We start from the raw sequence: 25612 nt of genomic DNA, 5'->3' as shown, positions 1-25612 counted from the left end.
TCGGAAACCCGTACAGAAAAGATTGTTGCCATTTGTTGTTGATTTTCGGTAGATTAGCACTCAGGAGTTGAGAGTGCTAACTCTGGAGAAAAAAATTATGGCAGCTGTATCTCTAAGCGTATCCACAGTTAAACCTTTAGGCGATCGCGTTTTTGTAAAAGTGACCGCCGCTGAAGAAAAGACCGCAGGTGGTCTATATTTGCCCGACACCGCTAAGGAAAAACCCCAAGTAGGTGAAGTAGTAGCCCTTGGACCTGGCAAGCGGAATGATGACGGTAGCCGTCAAGAATTGGAAATTAAAGTCGGTGATAAAGTGCTGTACTCCAAGTACGCTGGCACTGACGTTAAGCTCGGCACTGACGAATATGTATTGCTTTCTGAGAAAGACATTCTAGCAGTAGTCAGCTAATTGAGTGATGAGGGGTCAAACAATTCAAAAGTCAAAGGTCAAAAGTCAAAATTTGGATTTTGGATTTTGGATTTTGGATTTTGGATTGATATCAAATCACACCCCACCTCAAAACTGAAAACAGAAAATTGACAACCAACAAATAACCAATTCCAGAATTATACAGATTATGGCAAAGCGCATTATTTACAACGAAAACGCCCGTCGCGCCCTTGAGCGTGGTATTGATATTCTGGCTGAAGCTGTTGCTGTCACCCTTGGTCCCAAAGGTCGTAACGTAGTTTTAGAGAAGAAATTTGGCGCACCACAAATCGTTAATGATGGTGTAACTATTGCTAAAGAAATTGAATTAGAAGACCATATTGAAAACACTGGCGTTTCTTTGATTCGTCAAGCTGCTTCCAAAACTAATGATGCTGCTGGTGATGGTACTACCACCGCTACCGTTTTGGCTCATGCAATTGTTAAAGAAGGTTTACGGAACGTAGCTGCTGGCGCTAATGCGATTCTGTTGAAGCGCGGTATTGATAAAGCTACTGCTTTCCTAGTAGAAAAAATTGCTGAACACGCTCGTCAGGTTGAAGATTCTAAGGCGATCGCTCAAGTTGGTGCTATCTCTGCTGGTAACGATGATGAAGTCGGCAGCATGATCGCCCAAGCTATGGATAAGGTGGGTAAAGAAGGTGTAATTTCCTTGGAAGAAGGAAAGTCCATGACCACCGAATTAGAAATTACCGAAGGTATGCGTTTTGACAAGGGTTATATTTCCCCTTACTTCGCTACCGATGCAGAACGGATGGAAGCGATTTTTGATGATCCTTACATTCTGCTCACCGACAAGAAAATTGCTTTGGTACAAGATTTAGTACCTGTACTTGAGCAAGTTGCACGTCAAGGTAAACCCCTGGTTATTATCGCTGAAGATATCGAAAAAGAAGCTTTAGCAACCTTGGTTGTTAACCGTTTACGCGGTGTACTCAACGTTGCTGCTGTAAAAGCTCCTGGTTTTGGCGATCGCCGTAAAGCGATGTTAGAAGATATCGCCGTTCTCACCGGTGGTCAAGTTATCACTGAAGATGCTGGTCTGAAGTTAGAAAGCACCAAGTTAGATGGTTTAGGTAAAGCTCGCCGCATCACCATCACCAAAGACAGCACCACCATTGTGGCTGAAGGTAACGAAGCTGGTGTTAAAGCTCGTTGCGAACAAATCCGCCGTCAGATGGAAGAAACCGAATCTTCCTATGACAAGGAAAAATTACAAGAGCGTTTGGCTAAATTGTCCGGTGGTGTAGCTGTAATCAAAGTTGGTGCAGCAACCGAAACCGAAATGAAGGACAAGAAGCTGCGCTTGGAAGACGCTATCAACGCTACCAAAGCTGCTGTAGAAGAAGGTATTGTTCCTGGTGGTGGTACAACCTTAGCTCACCTTGCTCCTCAGTTGGAAACTTGGGCTAACAGCAACTTGGCTAATGAAGAGTTAACTGGTGCTTTAATCGTTGCTCGTGCTTTACCTGCTCCTCTGAAGAGAATTGCAGAAAACGCTGGTCAAAACGGCGCTGTAATTGCTGAAAGAGTGAAAGAGAAAGATTTCAACATTGGTTTCAATGCTTCTAGCAACGAATTTGTTGATATGTTGGAAGCTGGTATTGTTGACCCTGCTAAGGTAACTCGTTCTGCATTGCAAAATGCTGCTTCTATCGCAGGTATGGTGTTGACAACTGAATGTATTGTTGTTGATAAGCCTGAACCTAAAGATGCTGCTCCTGCTGCTGGTGCTGGTATGGGTGGCGGAGATTTCGATTACTAATATCGGTTTTTAGTTTGAATAATGGCCGCTTCCGTTGGGGGGCGGCTGTTTTTTTTATGTCACGCAGAGGCGCAGAGGACGCAGAGAGGAGGAAACTAAGAATAAATAAGCAATTTATCGTAAAATCTACTTTAAAGAGGTGATGAAATGCAGGAAAATTGGCAGTTTTTACTCAAGCAGGAAATCGTAAATCAATATGTACATAACTCCCAGGAATGGGTTGATATCAATATTTCTACATCAGGCTTATTAAATTTAACTATTGTCAGTAATGCTTTTTTGAGTTTATCTATTCCCCAGCGTAAAGAACAAATTTTTAATTTACTTAAATCACAAGTTCCTCATTTATCTCCTGGTTTTCTATCTCTATATACACCTCAAGAAGCAGATTCACTTAATATTTCACCGCCAGAAATTTCTGATATAACTTTAATCCAAACCTGGCAAGATTTAGCTATCCAAGCAGCAAACCCACAAAATCAATTAAATTTACCTCAACGTCAACCTAGTTTACCTAGAACAGTTACATTTTATTCTTTTAAAGGTGGAGTAGGACGCACTACAGCATTAACTCATGTAGCTTGGATTTTAGCATTAAGAGGGCGTAAAGTTGTAGCTGTAGATTTAGATTTAGAAGCACCAGGATTAAGTACAGCATTTAACCTCAACCCACAGCCAAAATATGGAATTGTTGACTATTTTTATGAGCGTTCCTATTTACCAGAAGGCGTAGATCCAAGTATTTTAATTACTCACATATTTGGTGAAGTGAGAATACCAAATGCTACGGGAAGATTATTTGTTGTTCCTGCTGGTTGTCTTAGTCTTGATTATATTTCTAAGGTTGATGATCTCCATGCTAATACTGTTATTGATGGTAATGAAAATTTATGGTCTGTTTTCAAACGAGAAATTTATGAACAGTTAAAACCTGATGTGATATTAATTGATTCTCGCACCGGAATTAATCAATGGGGTGCTTTATCATTAATTCAAGCTGCTGACGAAGCAATTATATTTCTTTTCCCTAATGAACAAAATAAACAAGGTATAAAATTACTATTAAATTCACTAAATACCTTAGAAAATCTATCCATCAACTTTGTTTTTTCTCCTGTTCCTGACGTTACAAAACCTGATAAAGTAAATGAAATTTATCAATCATTTGTAAATGAAATTAAAATAGCCACAGATGAAGAATCTGAAATAGATGATAATGACCAATTAGAAATACCAGAACCTTTGGTAATTCCCTATCTTACAACTATTTCTTTAGCTGATTATTACCCTGTTAGTTCTTTCCTGGATTACTATAATAAAATTGTCAATTTGATTGATGAAGAAACCGACGAAATTGAAAGAACAAATATTTTAACCAATTCAGAAACACGCTGGAAAATTATTGAAAGTTTACACTTTCCTGAAGTAAATGCTGCGGATCAAAGACAGGATTTAAGCTTACTATTTCAGCGTACAAATGATTTTGATAAATTCTTAGATCATGCAACTTGTTTAATTCGAGGAAGAAAAGGAACAGGTAAAACTGCATTATACTGGCTATTTCTTAAACATGAAAATTTTGCTAAAAAACTAGCTCGTGGTAGATTAGATAACACTATATTTATATCAGCACATGGGAGATTTAAAGAAAGTCGTCCATCTCGTGATGACTTTCAGATTATTCATCAGCGTTTACAGGAAAATAGTGGCACTTGGGAAGCATTTTGGCGAGCTTATTTATTACTCAGATGTTATCAAGAAAATTTATTTACCTTCCCTAAAGGAAAGAAAGGCGAAAAATTTACTCCTATCAAATCACTTTTTAATAATCTACATCCAGAACTATGGCAAGCTGAAAATACTAATGCTTTGTTAGAATTATCTACATCTGAACTACGGCTGATAGTTAAAGATGCTATCAACATTATTGTTCATGAAGAATATAAAAATAAATCTCAGAAAATTTGGTTTCTTTATGATGATTTAGATGAAGATTTTTCTGAAGCGGGAGAAGTAAGACAATCTGCATTATCGGGATTATTCCAGTTAGTTCAATCTTGTGATGCTAACAGATTAACAGAAATTAGATTTAAAATTTTCTTGAGAGAGGATATATGGAATCGTTTAATTTTTGATAATAAGAGTCATTTTACTGGACGTGATCTGATTTTACAATGGAATAGGGTTGATTTTTTAAGATTAGCTTTGCGTCAAGTAATACAATCACCTGATTTTAAGAATTTGGTAGATAGGTTTTCTCCTATTGCTGTGGAAAGTATAGATCAAGCTAGTGAAGAAATAATTGATAAAGCCTTAGAATTACTTTGGGGAAGTCGTCGGAGAAAAGGAGACAAAGCTAAATATGTATCTCGATGGGTTCATGCAAGATTAACCGATTCTAGTGGTACTACCTTTCCTCGCAGTTTAAGCATTTTATTAGCAGGTGCAAAAGAGCAAGAATTAAGTTATCAAGGTAAATCATCAATTCAAACACCAACAGATCGTTTATTACGCAGTAAGTCTTTAGAAATTGGATTGCAGAAAGCCTCAAAACAACGATGTGATGAAATTAAAGAAGAATATCCTCATCTTACTCGATTTTTTGATTCTCTCAAACAACAATCAGCTTTTTTAGCTAAAGAAGAATTATCTACTCTATGGGAAAAATCAGCACAAAATATAGCAGAATTTGAAGAATTTGCTTCTTTTTTAAATGAAATTGGTGTGATTGCATGGCGAGAAAGAGAAAAAAGATATAAAGTTGCTGATATCTATGTTTATGGATTTGAAATGATCAAAAAAGGTGCTGTATAGAAATATTTTGATTTCTATCAATTCACAGTCACACGAAAGTTAATCAATTGGACTATCAAACATATTATCAATGTTATAATGATGATATATCTTATCCAAAAACCATATAATTTTCAGGAGATTAAACCATGACTCAAAGTATTAACCAACAATCCAATTATCAAAAATTAACTGCAATTGTTAACAACTTAATTGACAATAATCCTCTTTACCTAGAAAATCTCAATAGACAGGAAATGATTGACAACATCAATCATAACTTCGATCCAGCATCTGTCCCTGATGTCAACAGCATTTCCGAAGAATCATTAACTAAACGAATTAAAAGTATTTTATCCTTACATTTAGTCTCAGGAATGCTGAATGATCTTACTCCAGAACAAATGCAAATTTTTGATGAATCTGTAAAGCGTGGTAGTTAAATGGGTTATTTATTAGATACAAATATTGTTTCTGCATCGCTCAAGCAAAATTTACAAGTCGCATTAAAAATTACAGAAATGCGTCGTCGAGGTGAATTGATTGCTATAAGTGGTATAACTTATTATGAAGTACAAAGAGGACTTTTAAGAAGCAATGCCACTAAAAAATTAGCCTTGTTTGCACAATTCTGTCAAGATTATCCTGTTTTATTTTTAGATGATTTAAGGATTTTTCAAAAAGCATCAGAAATTCATGCTGATTTAACTAATAAAGGTAAAATTATTCAGGATGCAGATATTTTGATAGCTGCTACTGCTATGGTTCATAATTTAATTATAGTTTCTCATAATTCTGATTTAACTAGAGTTAAAGATTTACAGTTAGAAAATTGGTTAATTTCTTAGTTAAGAAAGAAATAAAATCTTACTTATTTTCTGCTAAGAGTGCAGTCAGATTTTCTAAAATCTCATTTTCTTCTTTTCTCACAGCTTCCAATCTCATCAACAGCTTTGTTATTTCTTGCTTTGTATCTAAACTGATATTATCAGCAATTGCATTATTCAATATCAAACTATTATCTTCTGATTTTCTAATTTTTAACCCAGAAAATAATAACTTAGATATCTTCTTAAACCCAAAAGAAAACATTGCATAAATTAACTTGAGAGGAGTTTTCAAGGTAAATAACAAACCTTGATCCAATATTTTACTAAATAATTGAAAGATTTTCCAGATTATATAAATACCTAAAAATATCATGAAAGCAGTAATAACAGGATGATTAACTGCTAACGTTAATAATTTCATTATCCAAGAAAGTGTAGGATGATTATTAATCCAAGTTGTCATAGCATCCCATTGATGATTGAAAAAGTTATCAATAGCACTTTCCATTGCGCTAGAAACTGAATTAGTTAAATTTCCTGCTTGTTTAGCAGTTTCAGTAATACTGTCAACAGCTTGGTTTTTTACTTCATTGACATTATCAATTACACTGGATGTAGTTGTAGTGAAATTATCTTTAGCTTGAGTTACTGTTTCCGTTATTTTATTAACTACTTTTCCTGTAGAATCACTAACTGTAGTTGCTACACCTTTGACGGTTTCAGTTAAAGATTGATTTGTTTTTTCTGCTGTTTCTGACAAGCTATTTAATGATTTATTAGTAACTTCTGTCAGTGTATTAACTGTTTTTCCTGTTGTGTCTGTGACAAAGTTTTTTGTATTTTGCCAACTTTGGGAAACTGTATCTGTGATGGAAGATAAGATGCTAGTATTGATTATGTTTATTATGTTTACCATAATGCAGTTATCGGATTTGTTTTAATGATTACACATTAACATAAGTTTAATATGCAACGGATAAATTTTGTAAATCTGTAAATATATCTAAAAAACTTAATAATTAATTATGTTTTGTATGATTTAGTAGTGTAGGTAGTATCTAAGTTAATTAGATCCAGATTCCCGACTTCTGTTATTTATTGTGTCCATAAATGATAAATTTATCTCAGAGTCGGGGATATTATCGCCTCACCTGAATTATGATGAAGCACCCTATTTTATTACCTACAATAAACTAGCCATGAGTGGTGTATACATCACACTATTATCAACTCTGTTCATAAATTCTTTAGCTAATTCTATCATGACTTTATGGGCATCACCATATTTTTGTTTATAGGTTAATTGATGATTAAAATCCAAACCTTCAGCTATTTTTGATCTTTCTGGTATTCTTGTGGCAAAAGTTGGTGGAAAGAAAGGATTCACAATAATAAAATTCAAGTTGTGGGTTTGAGAAACAGTGCAGTTATAACGGGAAATTAAAGTACCAATGGGACTAATTTTATGGTCATAATCTTTTTTAAATTGGGTAATTTGTTCTAATAAAAGTTCTAAACCATGAATTGACATCCGGCTAGGTACACAAGGAATTAAACAAAAATCACTAGCAAAAAATGCACTTTTAATTACATTATTAATACTAGGCGGACAATCTATTAAAATGTAATCGTATTTTTCTATTAAAGGATTGATAATGTTATGTAAAATTGCCACTGCATTGGCTGGTAAATATTCCTGAACTTCAAATAATCGGGGACTACTAGGAATTAGATGTAGACAATTAAAAGAGTTTTTATTTCTGAGATTGGAAACGTTTTCTTTAACTATGAATTTTTCACTATTACCCTTTTCTAAAAAGTAATCGGCGTTTTTTAAAAGAAAGGGTAAAGTCAATCCTTTTTGATTATATTGCCATTCCCAATCTTCTTCTGACATCATGGCGCTGGTGAGGTTACTCTGGGGATCTAAGTCAATAGCGAGTATCCGTTTACCATACATTGTATCGCCGGCTAAATATTCTGCTAAGGCCATGACGATGGTAGTTTTGCCAACTCCACCTTTGAGGTTGCAAACACTGATTACTTTAGCTGTCATAGTTTTTGGTAGATGGATACATTAGGGGTATATAATTATATTGTTGCCTAAAATTGTACAAACTTAACAAGTAAAAATTGCTCTATAAATAAATGACACCTAACACCCAAATAGATACCCCAATAAATAAAAGTTGGCATGGTAAACTTCATTTAGTCTATGCTAAACGCCAAGATTCTACACAATTAATTTACGACTACAACCAAGCACCTTTAAAAATTCAACGTCCTTTTTATCCAGAGGGTGAAAAAATATGTCATAGTGTGATTTTACATACTGCTGGGGGTGTAGTGGGAGGCGATCGCCTATCTTCCCAAATTCATTTACAACCAGATACACAAGTTTTAATTACTACTGCTGCTGCTGGTAAAATCTATCGTAGCAACGGGTTACAAGCACGGCAAACAGTGAATATTCAAGTTGATGCTGGTGCTTGTTTAGAATATTTACCCCAAGAAACAATTTTATTTAATGGTGCGATTTATCGGCAGGATTTAAAGGTAGAATTAGCTACAGGAAGTAGTTTTTTAGGGTGGGAAATTACGAGATTTGGTAGAAGTGCGCGAGGAGAAAAATTTGTACAGGGAGAAATGCGATCGCACACAGAAATATGGCAAAATAATAAACCATTGTGGATTGATAGACAATATTTACCCGGTAGGGAAGAAGTATTTCACAGTCCCCACGGTTTAGCGGGAAACCCTGTTGTTGGTAGTTTCGTGTGCGTTGGGGTTCCCATATCACAGGAAATTATTCAACAAGCACGTTCTTTAATTATTCACAACTCTATCAATAACTCTGATGCTGGGGTAACTCGTTTAGAACATGGATTTTTGTGTCGATATCGTGGTAATTCTACATCTGAAGCAAGAAATTGGTTTACAAATATTTGGCAAAATTTACGAATATCGTTGTTAAATCGTGGTAATTGTATACCTAGAGTTTGGCAGATTTGAAAAAGCATTCAGCCGTCAGCTATCAGTTATCAGCTATCAGCTATTAACTAAAGGATAAAAAATAAGAAGAAATATATAGGAAAAAACAATGCAACTTACACCGCAAGAAAAAGATAAATTATTAATATTTACTGCTGCTTTGGTAGCTGAAAGAAGAAAAAATAGAGGATTGAAATTAAATTATCCTGAAGCGGTAGCTTTTATTTCCGCTGCTATTTTAGAAGGTGCAAGAGATGGACAAACCGTAGCAGAATTAATGAGTTATGGAACAACTTTATTAACACGAGATGATGTGATGGAAGGTGTACCAGAAATGATTCATGAAGTACAGGTAGAAGCAACATTTCCTGATGGAACTAAGTTAGTAACTGTGCATAATCCGATTAGATAATTCTCACGTAAAGACGCAAAGACGCAAAGGAAATAAATCTATGATCCCCGGAGAAATCATCACCCCAAATGCAGAAATCGAACTCAACGCAAATCGTCCCACCACCAAATTAATAGTAGCAAACACAGGAGACAGACCCATACAAATTGGTTCACACTTTCACTTTTACGAAGTCAACAACGCCCTACACTTTGACAGAGAAAAAGCACGCGGAATGAGATTAGACATCCCCGCAGGAACAGCAGTAAGATTTGAACCAGGAGACGAAAAAGAAATCACCCTTATTCCCCTAGTTGGTACACGCCAAATTTACGGATTCAACAACAAAATAAACGGAAAACTCTAAATTCTCTCTCTGCGCCTCTGCGCCTCTGCGTGATAAAAAAAGGATAAAAAAAATGCCCTACAAAATGAACCGCCGCGCCTACGCCGACACCTACGGACCAACAGTAGGCGACAAAATTAGACTAGCAGACACCGAACTATTTATAGAAGTAGAAAGAGACTTTACCACCTACGGCGACGAAGTGAAATTTGGAGGTGGTAAAGTAATTAGAGATGGTATGGGACAATCTCCAATTTCTAACGCCGATGGTGCTGTAGATTTAGTTATTACTAATGCTTTGATTCTCGATTGGTGGGGTATTATTAAAGCAGATATCGGCATTAAAAACGGCAAAATTCACAAAATTGGTAAAGCCGGAAATCCCTATATTCAAGATAATATAGATATTATTATTGGACCGGGAACAGAAGCTTTAGCCGGTGAAGGAATGATACTAACAGCAGGGGGAATAGATACCCATATCCATTTTATTTGTCCTCAACAAATAGAAGTAGCGATCGCCTCCGGTATCACAACCATGATCGGTGGAGGAACAGGACCCGCTACAGGAACAAATGCCACAACTTGCACACCAGGACCATGGAATATTTACCGAATGCTGCAAGCTGCTGACGCTTTCCCTGTCAACTTGGGATTTTTAGGAAAAGGTAACACCAGTCAACCCCAAGCACTAAGAGAACAAATAGAAGCCGGGGTAATAGGGTTAAAACTTCATGAAGATTGGGGAACAAACCCTGCAACTATTGATACTTGTTTAACCATTGCCGATGAATATGATGTACAAGTAGCAATTCACACCGATACATTAAACGAAGCCGGTTTTGTAGAAGATACCATCGCTGCTTTTAAACATCGTGCTATTCACACCTACCATACCGAAGGCGCTGGGGGAGGACACGCACCGGATATTATTAAAGTTTGTGGACAAACCAACGTTTTACCATCTTCAACCAACCCCACCCGTCCCTATACAGTTAATACCTTAGATGAACACCTAGATATGTTAATGGTGTGTCATCATTTAGATCCTAATATTCCCGAAGATGTAGCGTTTGCTGAATCGCGTATTCGTCGAGAAACTATCGCCGCTGAAGATATTTTACACGATTTAGGCGCATTTAGTATGATTGCTTCCGATTCTCAAGCAATGGGAAGAGTAGGAGAGGTAATCATTAGAACTTGGCAAACTGCCCATAAAATGAAAGTTCAACGGGGAACACTCTCCCCTCGCCTTGTAGGAGAGGGGTTGGGGGAGAGGTCAGACAATTTCCGCGCTAAAAGATATGTTGCAAAATACACAATCAACCCAGCAATTACACATGGTATTGCTGACTATGTTGGTTCTGTGGAAGAAGGTAAAATTGCTGATTTATGTTTATGGCAACCTGCGTTTTTTGGTGTCAAACCAGAAATAGTTATTAAAGGGGGAATGATTGCTTGGTCACAAATGGGTGATGCTAATGCTAGTATTCCCACACCTCAACCTGTTCATACTCGTCCTATGTTTGGCAGTTTTGCTGGTGCGCGTCATGCAACATCATTAACGTTTGTTTCTCAAGTCGGTTTAGAAAGAGAAATTCCGCAAATGTTAGGATTGAAAAAATCAATTGTTGCGGTTTCGGGAACTCGGCAAATTACTAAGCGAGATATGAAATTAAATGATGCTTTACCGCAAATTGAAGTAGATCCAGAAACTTATGAAGTTCGTGCAGATGGGGAATTATTAACCTGTGAACCAGCGACGGTTTTACCGATGGCACAAAGGTACTTTTTATTTTAATTATGTTTGATTTTAAAATAATTCTGACTTCTGACTCCTGACTCAAGAGGGCAACCACAGGGGGTTGCCCCTACGACTGACTCCTGACTTTTGATTTTCTATGCTTCTAAAATCTGAATTTCATCAAGTTGATTAATTACCACATCTGCACCTTTAACATTATCTGTATTATTAACCCAAGTAATACCAATACAACCGGCAGCTTTAGCATGACGCGCCATTTGCATATCACCCACTGAATCGCCTACCATCAAAGTAGCTCCCGGTGGTATGCCTAAACTTTGACAAGCTTGTAAGAATAAAATCGGATCTGGTTTACTCGGACCTTCATCAACTCCCATTTCTAATTGCAGATAATCTCTGAGATGATGAGTGATGACAAATTTCTGCACTTCCCCAGTGGTTGCGGCTGACAGAATACCCAGTTTTAATCCTGTTGCTGATAGTGATCTTAAAACATCCAAGACACCTGGGAAAAGAGGTGCGGGAGTTTGACTCACATAATGATCAGCTTCTGCTAAGGCTTGACGAGCAATTTTCAAAGATTCAAACCACCCTCTTCCAGTTTCAGCTATGTATGCAGCAGCAGCTACTTCTGTTTCTTTGCGACTAGCTACAGACATTAAACCAGCAGGATCTAAAATATTGCCATTAATACCAAAAGCCATTAATAATGGTTCGCCAATACCGGGAATTTGCGCGTCTATGATCCGTGCTGCTTTTTGTCCGAGCGATCGCAAATAGGTTTCTGAGTCTTCTAATGTGCCATTTTTGTCAAATAAAATCGCTTGAATATGAGAAAAGGTGATGTCACCACATTTGATAGTTATCATATTAGAAGGAGATCAAGGAGTCAGGAGTCAGGAGTTAGGAGTCAGGGGAGATGGGGGAAATTATTTGTATTTTCCCAATCACCAGTCACCAATCACCAATCACCAATTACCATAAATAAAAAAAGAGGGATATTCCCTCTTTATTAATACTTTGTTGTAAATAATCACAACTACAGTTATATTACTCTTCAATAGCTGCTGGAATTTCTTCTTCAACTTCAATTACTGGTGGAATTTCTGCTTCAGCTATAGCTTCTACTCCTTCAATTGGTGCAGCTTCTGCTGCTTCCGCTGGTGCAACAGCTATACCTTGCTGTTTAGCTAACATTTGTTCCCTATACTTAGCTGCCATTTCTTCAGCCTTATCATAGACCAAATCGCGGTTCTTGATCATGTCACCGGGTTCTGGTTCTAACTGCTTGGTAGACAGCGAAATGCGTCCTCTTTCTGCATCCAAATCAATGATCATGACTTTTAATTCATCATTGACATTGAAGACGCTGTGAGGTGTGTCAATATGCTCGTGGGAAATCTCAGAAATGTGGAGTAGTCCGCTAACACCGCCGATGTCAATAAATGCACCGTAGGGTTTGATACCGCGAACAGTACCAATTACTACTTCTCCCACTTCCAAACGGTTCATCTTGCGCTCAACCAGCGCCCGACGATGGGAGAGAACTAAGCGGTTACGCTCTTCATCTACTTCTAAGAATTTTAAGGGTAATTCTTCCCCTACCAATTCTTCTTTTGGTTTACGGGTACTAATGTGAGAACCGGGGATAAAGCCGCGTAGTCCCTCAATTCGTACCAATGCGCCACCACGATTAGTAGCAAACACACCAGAACGTACAGTAGCATCTTCTGCCTGTAATTGCCGTACTCTTTCCCATGCTCTCATGTATTCAATACGACGAATGGACAGGGTTAACTGACCATCTTCGTTTTCATCAGTGAGGATGAAAAATTCCCGTGTTTCGTTTGATTGTAAGACTTCTTCCGGGGCATCAACCCGGTTAATAGACATTTCCTGTATAGGTATGTATGCTGCTGTTTTAGCACCAATGTCAATCAGAGCGCCGCGCGGCTCTATACTAAACACTGTACCTGGTACTATATCACCAGGGCTGAAGTGATAATCGTACTTATCAAGTAGAGCAGCGAAATCTTCGTGAGTAAATCCAATTTCTGTAGCGGTTAAATTCTGATTGACCATGCTGTTTTGTTCCTGGTTCTAGTCTCCGTAAGTTTTTGTCACAATTAATGATGTATATGCGAGGGCTTTTAAATAAGTCTACACTTACATCCTTGTTAATCCTAGCGCAGAAGAGCTAGGTTCACACATATTATCTTCCAGATATGATATTATATCATATCCCAAAATTTTTTTCACTTTTTGCAAGTTAGGGGTCAGCAGTCAGCACTATATCAAAATATTATCCGTTGCCACATAAATAATATGCAGCAACGGATTTGAATCTTGCTTAAAAAAGTGTTAAGTCTGAGATAGCTGATAGCTAACCGCTGACAGTCTTTAACTTCTTAGTCTTTCTCTTTTCTCTCAAAGCGGGGAGGTTCGCGAAATGCGATCGCAAAAAAGAGAACACCTATTGCTAGGGTCAAAATCAAAATGTATGCAACGCTTTCCATATTAGGATTTCCTGCCTATCCAGCCAGTAATTTTAGTTTACCAAGCAGAGTAAAAAGCATGAAGTCATAAAACTTCATACTTCTTACTTCATGCTTGTTTAAGCTTCCTTACGAACCCGAGTGGTCTTGTCACCCACTTTCTGGAACAGACCCCACTCTACTTGTTCTTCTAGATCCGCTTCCACACCTGCGAATACATCGCGGTAGATGGTTCTAGAACCATGCCAGAGGTGACCAAAGAAGAACAACAGCGCAAAGACAGCGTGACCAAAGGTAAACCAACCTCTGGGAGATGTACGGAATACACCGTCAGAGTTTAAGGTTTCGCGGTCAAATTCAAAGATTTCGCCGCCTTGAGCTTTACGAGCGAATCTCTTCACATCAGCGGGATCTGTAAAGGTTTTACCATTCAAATCACCACCGTAGAAGCTAACAGTTACGCCTGTTTGCTCGAAGCTATATTTAGATTCTGCTCGACGGAAAGGAATGTCAGCGCGGACAACTCCATCTTTATCGGTCAAAATTACGGGGAAGGTTTCAAAGAAGTTAGGTAGACGACGTACTGTGAGTTCGCGTCCTTCTGCATCTGTGAAAACTGCGTGACCTTGCCAAGATTGGGCAATACCATCACCCTTAACCATTGGACCTGTACGGAATAAACCACCTTTAGCGGGGCTATTACCTACGTAGTCATAGAATGCCAATTTTTCAGGGATTTGTGACCAAGCCTCGGACAAGCTTGCACCGTTAGCAACACTGTTTTGCACACGGCGTTCAATTTCTTGACGGAAGTAACCTTGGTCCCACTGATAGCGGGTAGGTCCAAACAGTTCGATGGGGGTGGTTGCGTTACCGTACCACATAGTACCAGCAACTATGAAAGCAGCGAAGAATACCGCAGCGATACTGCTGGAAAGTACGGTTTCAATGTTACCCATCCGTAGGGCTTTGTAGAGCCTTTCGGGAGGACGAACTGTGAGGTGGAATAAACCAGCAATAATACCAACTACACCAGCAGCAATGTGGTGAGCTACAACACCACCGGGGTTAAAGGGGTTAAACCCGGCTGGTCCCCATTCTGGTGCTACTGGTTGGATGCTACCAGTTATACCATAAGCATCGGAAACCCACATTCCCGGTCCAAATAAACCGGTTAAGTGAAAAGCACCGAAACCAAAGCAAAGTAAACCAGATAAGAACAGGTGGATGCCAAACATTTTTGGCAAGTCTAAGGCGGGTTCGCCTGTGCGGGGATCTCTAAATAGTTCTAAATCCCAGAAAACCCAGTGCCAAACGGCTGCTAGGAATAATAAACCAGAAAGAACGATGTGAGCAGCAGCAACGCCTTCAAAAGACCAGAAGCCGGGATCTACTGCTGTGCCACCGGTTACGCTCCAACCACCCCAGGATTCGGTTACGCCTAAACGTGACATAAAGGGAAGTACGAACATCCCTTGTCTCCACATGGGGTTGAGAACTGGATCACTGGGATCGTAAACAGCCAGTTCATAAAGTGCCATTGAACCAGCCCAGCCAGCAACTAGGGCTGTGTGCATCAAGTGTACAGAAATCAGTCGGCCTGGATCGTTCAGAACCACTGTATGTACTCGGTACCAGGGTAGTCCCATCGACTACGCTCCTCCTCGAAGAGTTAGTTTACAAAGCAATTTTCTTACTGAGGTTCTGAGGGAGGTAAACTACCACCCAGAAGTCTCTCTGAGTTTTTGTTATTGCCAGTCTTGAGTTTAACCACAGATCAGCCTGTGGTTTATTATCGCTTATTCGCTGTCACAAGTTAATTCCCTGAGTTCGTGACTTTCAGGAAGTGGTTGTTTTGGCGATCAGCAAAAATGAGAATATTTTAAAAAGTGTAACTATTGATGGAACTCTTTGCAAGCTTCTGAATAGATGTGATTACCTAGTTTGTGGCTAGAATATCCCTATCCGTCTTTACCATGTTATTATTTATCATCTAAGGCACTGATCGAGCTTAAATCATTTTAAATATACATTATTCTGTATAAAATACCATTGAGATTTTAATATGCGATCGCCTGTTAAAAAATAACATAAGAAAAATAACACAAAAATAACATAAAATTAATCACATAAATTATTCTAGACAAGATTGACACATTACCGTCCTTTATTGTAGTCCTGAAATTTATAGGCTTTATAGGCTAAAATTTGAATAATCATGTAACTAATCAATTCACAAATAAAGGAGGATAAAATGGATGCAATTACTACTCAGCAAGCAAGTCAAGACTTAGATAATTTGGTAGATCGGGTTATTGCAGATGTAGAACCAACAATTATTTGTAATAACAAAGGTAACAAGGCCATTTTAATTTCTCTAGAGGAATTTTCATCATGGCAAGAAACATTATATTTACTGTCAAATCCTGTTAACGCCAAGCATCTTCTTGCTTCAATTCAATCAGCAAAAGCAGGTGATATTATTGAGCGAGACTTAATTGAAGAATGAAACTCACATTTACAGAAGCTGCATGGAGTGATTATTTGTGGTTTCAAGATACTGATAAAAAACTCTTAAAAAGAATTAACACTCTGATTAAAGAAATTCTGCGAACTCCGTTTGAGGGTATGGGTAAACCAGAGCCATTGAAAGCCAATTTATCAGGTTATTGGTCTAGGCGCATCAACACTGAACACCGTCTGGTTTATGAAGTGTTAGAAGAAAATATAATTATTGTAGCTTGTCGTTTTCATTATCAGGATTAGATATTAAGTACGGGAGAAAAAGCAATGACAGTAGCAATTGCTAAAAAGATGACCTTTGAGGAATTTCTCAACTATGACGATGGTACGGATGCTTTGTATGAATTGGAAAATGGAGAATTAATTCCTATGCCTTCGGAAAGTGATATAAATCAACGAATAGCTATATTTCTATTGATATATTTTTCTCAATTAGGTATCCCGTCTTCTCGTTTACGGATGAAAGCTGAGATAGCTGTAAATAGTAGAAGTGTGGGTGTGCGTGTACCTGATCTGGTAGTTTATTCTGAAGAATTAGCTGCTGCAATGGCAGGAACTACTCGTTCATTGGTGTATATGGATATGCCACCACCATTGTTAGTTGTTGAAGTGGTCAGTCCTAATCAGGCTAATCGTGATTATCGCTACAAGAGATCCGAATATGCAGCGCGGGGTATTCCTGAATACTGGATTGTTGATCCAATTACTCAAAAGGTGACAGTGTTGGAATGGGTAGAAGGTTTTTATGACGAGCAGGTGTATGAAAATGACAGCTTGATAGTTTCTCCCATATTTCCAGAACTCAAGTTGACTGCTGCTCAAGTTTTACAAGGATGAAAATCTTTGATATAAAAAACAGCTTACACACATAACACATATATTAGAATGATTAACTGCTGATTTTAGAAAAATTAATGTTGATAACTTGGTTTTCCCGGAGCATAAGACGGTGGGGTAGGGTAACAAAATTCCTCTCGTTGTTTTCTATATGTTTCTTGCTGGCTGTAAGCTGTACCCCTAGTCCCCAACCAACTACACCACCTAGCCCTGGTGCGGTGAATACTCCTGCTGGTGATGGACGGATTACTATAGGGACAACAGGTAAGCCAAGAACACTTGATCCTGCTGATGCTTATGAGTTAGCATCCTTGGGTTTAGTATTTAATATGAGCGATCGCCTATATACTTACGAACCAGGAAGCACGGAAATTAAACCACAACTGGCTACAGCTTTACCTAAAGTTAGTGCAGATGGTTTAACATACACTATTCCCCTACGAGAAGGAGTAGTTTTTCACGATGATACACCTTTTAACGCTAAAGCAATGGAATTTAGCATCCAGCGTTTTATCGAAAATAAAGGTAAACCATCCTTTTTACTTTCAGATACAATTGAATCCGTGAAAGCTACAGGGGACTATGAACTTACAATTAAACTGAAAAAACCCTTTGCGGCTTTTCCTTCATTGTTAGCATTTTCTGGAGTGTGTCCAGTTTCACCTAAAGCTTATGAACTTGGTGCGGGGAAATTTCAACCTAATACCTTTGTAGGAACTGGTCCTTATAAATTAGCCCAGTACGGTACAGATTCTTTAAGATTGGATGTTTTTGATAAATATTGGGGAGAAAAACCAGCGAATAAAGGTATTAATGTGCAAATTCAAACTAGTCCAGTAAATTTATTTAATGCTTTTAAAACTGGTGCAGTTGATGTTGCTTATTTATCTTTACAACCAGATCAAATTCGCAGTTTAGAAGATGGTGCAAAAAACGGACAATGGCAAGCTCTCACTGCTCAAGGTAGTGTAGTTAGTTATATGGTGTTGAATAGAAATCAACAACCATTAGATAAACCAGAAGTCAGAAGTGCGATCGCCTCACTGGTTGATCGTCCATTATTAAATGAACGGGTATTATATGGTCAAGCAGATCCACTTTATAGCATGATTCCCACAACCTTCAATGTTTCCCAACCATTATTTAAAGACAAATATGGTGATGGTAAAATTGAAGAAGCGAAAAAGCTGTTAACTACCGCAGGTTTTTCCAAAGAAAAACCCGCCCAAATTCAAGTTTGGTATCCCGCCAGTTCCGCCACTCGTAGCTTAGTAGCACAGACATTAAAATCCCTAGCTGATACTAAAATGGATGGGATATTACAACTAGAAGTTAAAACCGTAGAAGGTGCAACATTTTTCAAAGAAATTTCCAAAGGTTCATATCCCATCGCTTTGCTAGACTGGTATCCAGACTTTTTAGATCCAGATAATTATGTACAACCATTTTTATCCTGTGCAAAAGGATCAGAAGCTAAAGGTTGTGAAGATGGTGGAAGTCAAATCCAAGGATCATTTTACTACAGTGAAACAATGAATAAACTCATTGATCAGCAACGTAAAGAACAAAACCCAGAAACGAGAAAGAAAATCTTTACTGACATTCAAAACCTAGTTTTAAAAGATGTTCCTTACGTTCCCTTATGGCAAAACAAAGATTATGTATTTGCCCAAAAAGGCGTAACAGATGTCAAACTTGATCCTACTCAAAACTTGATTTACAAAACAATTAATAAGTAGTTATTGGGGACTGGGGAATAAAATTTTAGATTTTAGATTTTAGATTGGAGCTAACAAAAACAATCCAAAATCCAAAATCCAAAATCCAAAATAAAAAAACTCCTGACTCCTTGAACTCCTGAACTCCTGACTCCTAATAAATATGTCCCGTTCTAAAGCCTTACAGTATTACATAGTTTCTCGGTTGCTATTTGCACCACTGCAACTATTAACTATTATCACCATTGTTTTTTTATTATTAAGAGCCACTCCTGGAGATCCAGCAGATGCAATTTTAGGAGGAAGAGCGCCAGAAAGTGCCAAAGAAGAATTAAGAAAACAACTAGGTTTAAATTTACCTATCTGGTTGCAATATCTCAATTATTTGGGAAATATACTACGTTTTGATTTAGGAACTTCCTTAACCAGTCGCGGTCAAAATGTGTGGGAAATTATCAGCCAACATTTTCCAGCTACAGTAGAATTAGCCGTTTGTAGTATGTTGGTAGCTTTAATTGTGGGAATTTTAGTTGGTACACTTTCCGCTTCTCGTCCGGGAACATCTTTTGATATTGGTGGGCGTTTATTTGGCATAATTACCTATGCACTCCCCATGTTTTGGGCAGGAATGTTATTACAATTAATATTCTCAGTTCAACTCCGTTGGTTTCCTAATTCTAATCGTTTTCCTCCTAATATTACCCCTCCAACAACTATCACTGGTTTATATACAATTGATAGTTTATTAAGTGGAAATTTGAGTAATTTTTTCACAGCTTTACATCATTTAGCTTTACCCAGTATCACTTTAGGAATTTTACTCAGTGGTATTTTTGAACGTATTGTGAGAGTGAATTTAAAACAAACATTAAAAGCTGATTATGTAGAAGCTGCTAGAGCGCGGGGAATACCGGAAAATAAGATTTTAATATCCCATGCTTTAAAGAATGCCTTAATACCTGTAATTACCGTCTTAGGATTAACATTTGCTTCCCTATTGGGAGGAGCAATTTTAACAGAAGTTACATTTTCTTGGCCAGGGTTAGCAAATAGATTATATCAAGCTATTTCTGATCGAGATTATCCAACGGTACAGGGTGTTTTAGTATTTTTTGGAGCAATTGTTGTAACTGCGAGTATTTTGATTGATATTCTTAATGCTTATGTAGATCCAAGAATTAGATACTAGGGAAGACAAAAAATTAATCCTATCTTGTGGTGCGGGTATCCTGCCCGCTTTTTTGCATGATTTTTATTTACCCCAGGTCAAAAATCATAACTGACTACTAACTACGATATTAAGTTCAGTTTTTGCATTTATAAACATTTATCAGTTAAAATAAAATATTGACTTCATACATATTTCTTAGTATTCTTGTTCTATCTTATAGAAGATAATGGATTTAGCCATAAATTTGTCATGAGTTTAATGTGTTCAGTTAACTAAAGAAAAAGGAGAAGTTCTTTTGCAGTTAGAACAACTCTTAGACGTACTTAACTATACTCAGTCGGCAAACTACTGTGATAGCAGTGTTCAACATGACCCCTCGACTGAGCATACATTCCGTGCTGCAAAACAAGCCGGTGTAAAGGGAACTTATGTTTTTCACACCAGTCCACCCAGTGATGAAATTTTACCTCCTAGACCTGCCGTTCATGTTGCAGAAGCCAAAACACCAGAAGAAGCCAGAGATATTCATCGCAAACTTTGGAATCTTGGTAACGCACCATTTTTAATAGTAATTCTTCCCCATCAAATTAGAGTTTATACAGGTTTTGATTACGACCAAGAAGAAGAGAATAAAGGCTTAATAAATACAGTTGATGCTAATATCGCCGATATTAAATCTAAATTAGATTATCTTTTTGCTGAGTCAATAGATTCTGGTAAACTGTGGCAAACTCAAGCTAAAAATCTTATTCCTGAAAGGCGCGTTGATCTACATTTGCTTAACAATCTTGAAAAGTTAGGAAAGAGGTTAGAAGAAAAAGGGGTTAATATATCAATTGCTCACGCATTAATTGGTAAGTACGTCTATATTCGATATCTTTGGGATAGAGGAATTTTATCTAACAAGTGGTTAGAAGAAAATAATATCAACCTTGATAGTGTACTTAGCCGTAATGCCACTTTAACGGGTTTTAGGAAGCTAGTTGAAGCTTTAGAAAAACGCTTCAATGGTGATATTTTCCCTCTACCATTAAAAGGTAAAGAAGCACCAGAAGATGAAATAATTTCCTTAGTAGCTTCTATATTTAAAGGAGATGATCCTATTTCTGGTCAACTTCATCTTGACTTTGATATATATGATTTTTCTTATATTCCTGTTGAAACACTATCTTCAATATATGAGCAGTTCCTCCATGCACAAGGTAAAGGAAAAAAAGTCGGTGCTGTTTATACCCCTGAGCCTTTAGCAGACTATTTAATTTCGGAACTTAACTATACTAAAAATCTCAAAAAAGGAATGAAAATTCTTGACCCATGTTGCGGCTCTGGAATTTTTTTAGTGTTAGCTTATCGTAGATTAATAGAAATAGAATTAGCTCAAAATCCAAATAAAAAATTTCATCCTACACAACTTAAACAAATTCTTGTAGACAATATTTATGGTATTGAGCGAAATTCTGATGCTTGCTATGTAACAGAATTTAGTTTAATTTTAACGATGCTCAACTATATTGAGCCTCCAGATTTACATAAGAACAAATATTTTCAATTTCCAGCATTACATAATTATAGAATTTTTGAATGTGATTTTTTCGATAATCAAGCTGAAATTTTTCAAAGTAATTTAAAGTTTGATTGGATTGTAGGGAATCCACCCTGGATAGAACTTAAACCGGATACAAAAGGTGAAGAATTAGCACGCAATTGGATTAATAACAATTATGTTTCTCGTCCAGCTACGGGTAACAGAGTTTGTGAAGCTTTTAGTTGGCGAGTAACTGATCTTCTAGATGATAAGGGTTGCGCAGGTTTACTTATACACGCCAAGAGTTTATTTAACCATGAGTCTGAAAAATACCGTAGAAACTTTTTTCAGCAACATGAAGTTGTAAGAATTACTAACTTTTCCAATTTGGCTTATGTTCTATTTGGCAAAAGGGGAGAAGCACCTGCGGCCACTGTAATTTATAGGAAAGCTAAACCGGAACAAGAAAAACCACCAATTGTTCATTATGCTCCTTTTGTCATTAATCAAATTTCTAATCGCCCTTGGAAGGAAGATAAAAAAACTTCAACTTGGATAATTACTATTAATGAGAATGAAATAGAAACCGTTTTACCTGATGAAGCAGAAACTGGAGAGGCTATTGTTTGGAAACTAGCCTTGTGGGGTAGCTACCGTGATAAAAGAGCAATTCAGCGTTTACGCCGATTGTTTTCAATTAGTTTGGGTGAATTAATTACAGAAAAAGGTTGGTTTCTTCATCAGGGATTGCCATTAAAAGACAGTTCAATCTGGTATGGTAAAGATAGAAGTAAAGTTGAACCTGCACCTTATCTTGAAGGACGCAAATACCTTAATGCCAATTTAATGGTAAGGTCAAAGCTTCGTTTTTCTATTCATGATGAAGTATTAGAAATAATTACACCACAAAAGTGCTTCATAGCAAAAGGCAGAAAAATTGGTTTAAAAATCTCATCTGCTCCACATCTAGTTCTAACTCCCAATTACTTTGTGTTTAGTAATAAAGAGTTCGTGATTACTCATCCCAAAGTAGGTCTATCAGCAAGCAGCCATGATGCGGATTATTTACGCGCTCTTGCTGTTTTCTTTAGTTCAAGTATTAGTAAGTATTACCTCTTTTTCCAAAGCTCTTCATGGGGTGTTGATCGCAGTATTATTAGTCCCAGAGACATTAAAAATATTCCAGTTCCTAATTTATCATTAGAACAAATTATAGCATTAGCAAATCTGCAAAAAGAACTAGCTTCTTTAGAGATATCTTATTTGCATGAAACAGATTTGGTTAGAGAAAAACTAGATCAGGAACTTCAGGAAAGACTGGATATAGAATTGGAAAACATAATTAAAATTCCTAGAAATATAAGTATTTTAGCAAGAGATTTTTGGCGGGTTAAATTTAAACTTAACAAAGGTAAAGCAGTTAATTCAGCTACCGTAATACCAACAGAAGAAGCATTGCTAAATTATGGGCAATGTTTAGCAAATGAATTAGATGATTTTGCAGATGGTAGCAGTGTACATCACAAAGTTTCTATAGTCTACTCTGAGAAAATGATCATTTGCACAGTAGAAATCATTAAATCAAATAGCTTAATAAATGTTACTGTTGAACGAGAAAATAAACAATTATTATCTTTTTTGGTAGAAATTCATCAGAAGCTAAGAGAGCAATTTAGTCAATGGGTGTACATTCAACGTGGTATACGTATTATAGATGGTTCAAAAATTCATATTTGTAAATCTCCTCGCTTGATTGACTGGACAAAAACACAAGCCTTAAATGACTCTGATGACATTATTGCTGAAATTCTTTCTTACAGATAGAGGTAAAAACTAATGATAATGGAGCAAGATATAAATGACACAAAGACAGCCTGATCCAAATTGGATTGCCACTTATGATAGTTTCTTTCGCAGAGACGCACATCAGCTACTTGCATGGGGCTATGAAGATGCTCGAACTAATATTAATCCCACATTAGAAGAAACTGTGATAACAGGCTTCATAGCTGAAAAAATAGATAAAAGGTTTGATGATCCTGATACTCCATCTCGTTTTGACCGTTATTATTTGAGTGAAGAGAAGCCAATAACGGGTGAAGGTAGGACTGGAAAGTCTAGGCGCAGGTTGGATCTTGTAGTTGAATGGAGTGGGTGTAAACCACGTCCCAAATATGTTTTTGAAGCAAAACGTTTGCGTAAAGGGGGATATCCCATAAGTAAATACACAGATAAAGAAGGATTACAAGAATTTATAGCTGGAACTGCTTATGCTGCTCAATATCCAGAAGCGGCTATGATTGGCTACATTCAGAGTGATAATTATGAATATTGGATTAAAGAACTTCAGAGGAAATTTACTGAATCTAACAATGGTCTTTCTGTAATACAACAATTGAAACCAATTCAGGTTATTGCTTCTTTCCCCAATGAGTGGATGAGTCAGCATGATCGCTTAACAGGAATCCCAATAACTGTCTATCATATTTTCCTTGATTGTTCTGAAATTTCCATCTAAGAAAATAGAGTTAGCGCTCGCTCTAACAAGATTCAAGATATCAATATAGAATGAATGCGATCGCATTTTACCACTTATTTATCTTTGTAAACTGCGGGGATCAAGTGCATCTCTTAAACCATCACCAAGTAAATTAAAGGATAAAACGGTGAGAATAATCAGGATAGCAGGTGATAAAACCAACCAGGGTTGTAAGACTAAAATCGAAGCATTACTAGCTAAAGAAAGCATATTTCCCCAAGAAGGATCAGGTTGTTGAATACCTAAACCGATGAGACTTAATACTGCTTCTGCACCAATAAAACTAGGAATTGTTAAAGTTGCCGAAATAATTACATAAGTGGCAGTTTGGGGTAAAACATGACGGAGAATAATATAAATTGGCTTACCTCCCATTGCCAGTGATGCTTGGACAAATTCTCTTTCTTTAATTGATAAAACTTGACCACGAATTACTCTAGCTAAACCTGCCCAACTGATCACAGAAGTAATTACAACTATTAATAAAAAGCGTTGTGTACTGGTTAATTGAGGGCTGAGAACTCCTGATAATGCTGCTAACAAATAAATGCTGGGAAAAGTCATTAACACTTCTGCTAAACGCATAATCACACTATCAATTACACCTCCAAAATAACCAGAAATACCACCTATTATTAAACCCAAAGGATAGGTAATGATGATGCCAAAAATCCCAATAAATAAACTAATCCTACCACCATAAAGCAGACGGCTAAATTGATCCCGTCCTTGTTCATCAGTACCTAAAATGTTAAATTTTGCTTCACCTGTAGAACCAAATAAATGCAAATTTAGGGGAATACCAGGAATGATAGTGACTTCATCCCATTTGGGCGGTAGGGGTAAACTGATTTGAAATAATCTATATTCTGGACCCGAAACAAATAAACCCAAAGGAGAAGGCTGTTTAAAATCTACAATTAACTTACGTTCCCCTGTTTCTAAATTTGTATCTCCTTGAATTGTTGGATAAATATGGGGTCCGATAAATTTGCCCGTCGTTTGCGAAACCCAATATATGCGAGTGGGTGGTAATAATGAACCATTTGGCTGTGAATTATAAGGATTATAGGGTGCAATAAAGTCAGCCCCAATGACTGCTAAATAGAACACTAATAGTATAATTGCCCCAAATCTTGCTAAGGAATTTTTTTTGAGTTTTTGCCACCAATTCATAATTTTTTTTTACAAAACTTATTTACAAAACAATGAATGATAATTAATAGAGTTAGTAGCCTGAAATAGAAGCTACATAAATTTAGTGATTTAACCATTTAACTGTTCAGCTAAATACCTTATTTCCTCGGTGCTTCTGACTGCCATTGAATTAAGTGTACATTATCCATCTCAATTTTTCCTCACAACCCAAGAAATTCATTTATAAGTTATCATCCTTTGCTATTAACTCTTCCCTCCTGTTTGTTCTAGAAAAATCCGTTACTGATTTTCGCGGAATTTATGATATAATAGCC

General features: G+C 37.1%; 23 protein-coding genes. 16 read left to right on the top strand and 7 right to left on the bottom strand.

Annotated elements, in window-relative coordinates; translation table 11 throughout:
* The first annotated feature begins 97 nt into the window (after positions 1-97).
* The 5 genes from groES to IQ237_RS11245 all read left to right on the top strand — a co-directional run bounded on the left by groES (position 98) and on the right by IQ237_RS11245 (position 5857).
* A complete protein-coding gene (gene groES / locus IQ237_RS11265; protein WP_096572532.1) occupies positions 98-409 on the top strand; it encodes a co-chaperone GroES in 312 nt (103 codons plus the stop codon).
* A 169-nt stretch (positions 410-578) separates the two neighbouring features.
* Complete coding sequence (gene groL, locus IQ237_RS11260) at positions 579-2216, top strand: chaperonin GroEL (RefSeq protein ID WP_194055119.1); 1638 nt, start codon at positions 579-581, stop codon at positions 2214-2216.
* Positions 2217-2363: 147 nt separating this feature from the next.
* Positions 2364-5030 (top strand): ParA family protein, encoded by a 2667-nt coding sequence (locus tag IQ237_RS11255; protein ID WP_194055117.1) that lies wholly within the window; start codon positions 2364-2366, stop codon positions 5028-5030.
* 128 nt (positions 5031-5158) lie between these two features.
* Positions 5159-5452, top strand: a complete 294-nt coding sequence (locus tag IQ237_RS11250) for a hypothetical protein (RefSeq protein WP_194055115.1) — start codon at positions 5159-5161, stop codon at positions 5450-5452.
* Positions 5453-5857 carry a type II toxin-antitoxin system VapC family toxin gene (locus tag IQ237_RS11245; protein ID WP_194055113.1) on the top strand — a complete coding sequence of 135 codons (405 nt, stop codon included), beginning with the start codon at positions 5453-5455 and terminating at the stop codon, positions 5855-5857.
* Between the two features lie 19 nt (positions 5858-5876).
* Here IQ237_RS11245 and IQ237_RS11240 read toward each other — a convergent pair whose 3' ends face one another.
* On the bottom strand, positions 5877-6755 hold the full coding sequence (locus IQ237_RS11240) for a hypothetical protein (protein WP_194055111.1): 879 nt from the start codon (positions 6753-6755) through the stop codon (positions 5877-5879).
* Positions 6756-7022: 267 nt separating this feature from the next.
* Positions 7023-7895 (bottom strand): ParA family protein, encoded by an 873-nt coding sequence (locus IQ237_RS11235; RefSeq protein WP_194055109.1) that lies wholly within the window; start codon positions 7893-7895, stop codon positions 7023-7025.
* 92 nt (positions 7896-7987) lie between these two features.
* On the opposite strand from IQ237_RS11235, the gene IQ237_RS11230 reads away from it, so the two are divergent.
* The 4 genes from IQ237_RS11230 (at position 7988) to ureC (ending at position 11368) form a co-directional block, all read left to right on the top strand.
* Complete coding sequence (locus IQ237_RS11230) at positions 7988-8851, top strand: urease accessory protein UreD (protein ID WP_194055107.1); 864 nt, start codon at positions 7988-7990, stop codon at positions 8849-8851.
* Between the two features lie 88 nt (positions 8852-8939).
* On the top strand, positions 8940-9242 hold the full coding sequence (gene ureA, locus IQ237_RS11225; RefSeq protein WP_137667603.1) for an urease subunit gamma: 303 nt from the start codon (positions 8940-8942) through the stop codon (positions 9240-9242).
* A gap of 40 nt (positions 9243-9282) precedes the next feature.
* Entirely contained in the window at positions 9283-9588 is a 306-nt protein-coding gene (locus IQ237_RS11220; protein WP_194055105.1) for an urease subunit beta, read from the top strand.
* A 52-nt stretch (positions 9589-9640) separates the two neighbouring features.
* Positions 9641-11368 carry an urease subunit alpha gene (gene ureC, locus IQ237_RS11215; protein WP_194055095.1) on the top strand — a complete coding sequence of 576 codons (1728 nt, stop codon included), beginning with the start codon at positions 9641-9643 and terminating at the stop codon, positions 11366-11368.
* Positions 11369-11466: 98 nt separating this feature from the next.
* Here the strand turns inward: ureC and IQ237_RS11210 are convergent, their stop codons facing one another.
* The 4 genes from IQ237_RS11210 to psbB all read right to left on the bottom strand — a co-directional run bounded on the left by IQ237_RS11210 (position 11467) and on the right by psbB (position 15476).
* The gene (locus IQ237_RS11210; RefSeq protein WP_194055093.1) at positions 11467-12201 is read right to left on the bottom strand and encodes an HAD family hydrolase; all 735 of its coding nucleotides are present in this window, start codon (positions 12199-12201) and stop codon (positions 11467-11469) included.
* A 181-nt stretch (positions 12202-12382) separates the two neighbouring features.
* On the bottom strand, positions 12383-13414 hold the full coding sequence (locus IQ237_RS11205) for a 30S ribosomal protein S1 (RefSeq protein WP_194055091.1): 1032 nt from the start codon (positions 13412-13414) through the stop codon (positions 12383-12385).
* A gap of 326 nt (positions 13415-13740) precedes the next feature.
* Positions 13741-13848: a photosystem II reaction center protein T gene (locus tag IQ237_RS11200; protein ID WP_013192567.1), complete on the bottom strand. Its 108-nt coding sequence runs from the start codon at positions 13846-13848 to the stop codon at positions 13741-13743.
* A 98-nt stretch (positions 13849-13946) separates the two neighbouring features.
* Complete coding sequence (gene psbB / locus IQ237_RS11195; RefSeq protein ID WP_194055089.1) at positions 13947-15476, bottom strand: photosystem II chlorophyll-binding protein CP47; 1530 nt, start codon at positions 15474-15476, stop codon at positions 13947-13949.
* A 605-nt stretch (positions 15477-16081) separates the two neighbouring features.
* Here psbB and IQ237_RS11190 point away from each other — a divergent pair.
* The 7 genes from IQ237_RS11190 to IQ237_RS11160 all read left to right on the top strand — a co-directional run bounded on the left by IQ237_RS11190 (position 16082) and on the right by IQ237_RS11160 (position 24119).
* Complete coding sequence (locus IQ237_RS11190) at positions 16082-16336, top strand: type II toxin-antitoxin system Phd/YefM family antitoxin (protein ID WP_194055087.1); 255 nt, start codon at positions 16082-16084, stop codon at positions 16334-16336.
* On the top strand, positions 16333-16593 hold the full coding sequence (locus IQ237_RS11185; RefSeq protein ID WP_194055084.1) for a Txe/YoeB family addiction module toxin: 261 nt from the start codon (positions 16333-16335) through the stop codon (positions 16591-16593). Before IQ237_RS11190 ends, IQ237_RS11185 begins: the two co-directional genes overlap by 4 nt.
* Positions 16594-16617: 24 nt before the next feature.
* Entirely contained in the window at positions 16618-17187 is a 570-nt protein-coding gene (locus tag IQ237_RS11180) for a Uma2 family endonuclease (protein WP_194055082.1), read from the top strand.
* A gap of 77 nt (positions 17188-17264) precedes the next feature.
* Positions 17265-18926 carry an ABC transporter substrate-binding protein gene (locus IQ237_RS11175; RefSeq protein WP_194055080.1) on the top strand — a complete coding sequence of 554 codons (1662 nt, stop codon included), beginning with the start codon at positions 17265-17267 and terminating at the stop codon, positions 18924-18926.
* Positions 18927-19068: 142 nt separating this feature from the next.
* Positions 19069-20094, top strand: a complete 1026-nt coding sequence (locus tag IQ237_RS11170; protein WP_194055079.1) for an ABC transporter permease — start codon at positions 19069-19071, stop codon at positions 20092-20094.
* A 277-nt stretch (positions 20095-20371) separates the two neighbouring features.
* A complete protein-coding gene (locus IQ237_RS11165) occupies positions 20372-23425 on the top strand; it encodes a class I SAM-dependent DNA methyltransferase (protein WP_194055076.1) in 3054 nt (1017 codons plus the stop codon).
* A gap of 34 nt (positions 23426-23459) precedes the next feature.
* Entirely contained in the window at positions 23460-24119 is a 660-nt protein-coding gene (locus IQ237_RS11160) for a hypothetical protein (protein WP_190346418.1), read from the top strand.
* A 78-nt stretch (positions 24120-24197) separates the two neighbouring features.
* On the opposite strand, the gene IQ237_RS11155 is transcribed toward IQ237_RS11160, so the two are convergent.
* Positions 24198-25316: an ABC transporter permease gene (locus IQ237_RS11155; protein WP_194055074.1), complete on the bottom strand. Its 1119-nt coding sequence runs from the start codon at positions 25314-25316 to the stop codon at positions 24198-24200.
* Positions 25317-25612: the final 296 nt, after the last annotated feature.

It is taken from the genome of Sphaerospermopsis sp. LEGE 08334, from assembly GCF_015207205.1.
Classification (GTDB): domain Bacteria; phylum Cyanobacteriota; class Cyanobacteriia; order Cyanobacteriales; family Nostocaceae; genus Sphaerospermopsis.
This window is presented reverse-complemented; position numbering and strand designations above follow the sequence as displayed.

Excerpts from the sequence above, each read along its gene's own strand:
- groES (WP_096572532.1), top strand. The coding sequence starts at position 98 with ATGGCAGCTGTATCTCTAAGCGTATCCACAGTTAAACCTTTAGGCGAT.
- groL (WP_194055119.1), top strand. The coding sequence starts at position 579 with ATGGCAAAGCGCATTATTTACAACGAAAACGCCCGTCGCGCCCTTGAG.
- IQ237_RS11255 (WP_194055117.1), top strand. The coding sequence starts at position 2,364 with ATGCAGGAAAATTGGCAGTTTTTACTCAAGCAGGAAATCGTAAATCAA.
- IQ237_RS11250 (WP_194055115.1), top strand. The coding sequence starts at position 5,159 with ATGACTCAAAGTATTAACCAACAATCCAATTATCAAAAATTAACTGCA.
- IQ237_RS11245 (WP_194055113.1), top strand. The coding sequence starts at position 5,453 with ATGGGTTATTTATTAGATACAAATATTGTTTCTGCATCGCTCAAGCAA.
- IQ237_RS11240 (WP_194055111.1), bottom strand. The coding sequence starts at position 6,755 with ATGGTAAACATAATAAACATAATCAATACTAGCATCTTATCTTCCATC.
- IQ237_RS11235 (WP_194055109.1), bottom strand. The coding sequence starts at position 7,895 with ATGACAGCTAAAGTAATCAGTGTTTGCAACCTCAAAGGTGGAGTTGGC.
- IQ237_RS11230 (WP_194055107.1), top strand. The coding sequence starts at position 7,988 with ATGACACCTAACACCCAAATAGATACCCCAATAAATAAAAGTTGGCAT.
- ureA (WP_137667603.1), top strand. The coding sequence starts at position 8,940 with ATGCAACTTACACCGCAAGAAAAAGATAAATTATTAATATTTACTGCT.
- IQ237_RS11220 (WP_194055105.1), top strand. The coding sequence starts at position 9,283 with ATGATCCCCGGAGAAATCATCACCCCAAATGCAGAAATCGAACTCAAC.
- ureC (WP_194055095.1), top strand. The coding sequence starts at position 9,641 with ATGCCCTACAAAATGAACCGCCGCGCCTACGCCGACACCTACGGACCA.
- IQ237_RS11210 (WP_194055093.1), bottom strand. The coding sequence starts at position 12,201 with ATGATAACTATCAAATGTGGTGACATCACCTTTTCTCATATTCAAGCG.
- IQ237_RS11205 (WP_194055091.1), bottom strand. The coding sequence starts at position 13,414 with ATGGTCAATCAGAATTTAACCGCTACAGAAATTGGATTTACTCACGAA.
- IQ237_RS11200 (WP_013192567.1), bottom strand. The coding sequence starts at position 13,848 with ATGGAAAGCGTTGCATACATTTTGATTTTGACCCTAGCAATAGGTGTT.
- psbB (WP_194055089.1), bottom strand. The coding sequence starts at position 15,476 with ATGGGACTACCCTGGTACCGAGTACATACAGTGGTTCTGAACGATCCA.
- IQ237_RS11190 (WP_194055087.1), top strand. The coding sequence starts at position 16,082 with ATGGATGCAATTACTACTCAGCAAGCAAGTCAAGACTTAGATAATTTG.
- IQ237_RS11185 (WP_194055084.1), top strand. The coding sequence starts at position 16,333 with ATGAAACTCACATTTACAGAAGCTGCATGGAGTGATTATTTGTGGTTT.
- IQ237_RS11180 (WP_194055082.1), top strand. The coding sequence starts at position 16,618 with ATGACAGTAGCAATTGCTAAAAAGATGACCTTTGAGGAATTTCTCAAC.
- IQ237_RS11175 (WP_194055080.1), top strand. The coding sequence starts at position 17,265 with ATGTTGATAACTTGGTTTTCCCGGAGCATAAGACGGTGGGGTAGGGTA.
- IQ237_RS11170 (WP_194055079.1), top strand. The coding sequence starts at position 19,069 with ATGTCCCGTTCTAAAGCCTTACAGTATTACATAGTTTCTCGGTTGCTA.
- IQ237_RS11160 (WP_190346418.1), top strand. The coding sequence starts at position 23,460 with ATGACACAAAGACAGCCTGATCCAAATTGGATTGCCACTTATGATAGT.
- IQ237_RS11155 (WP_194055074.1), bottom strand. The coding sequence starts at position 25,316 with ATGAATTGGTGGCAAAAACTCAAAAAAAATTCCTTAGCAAGATTTGGG.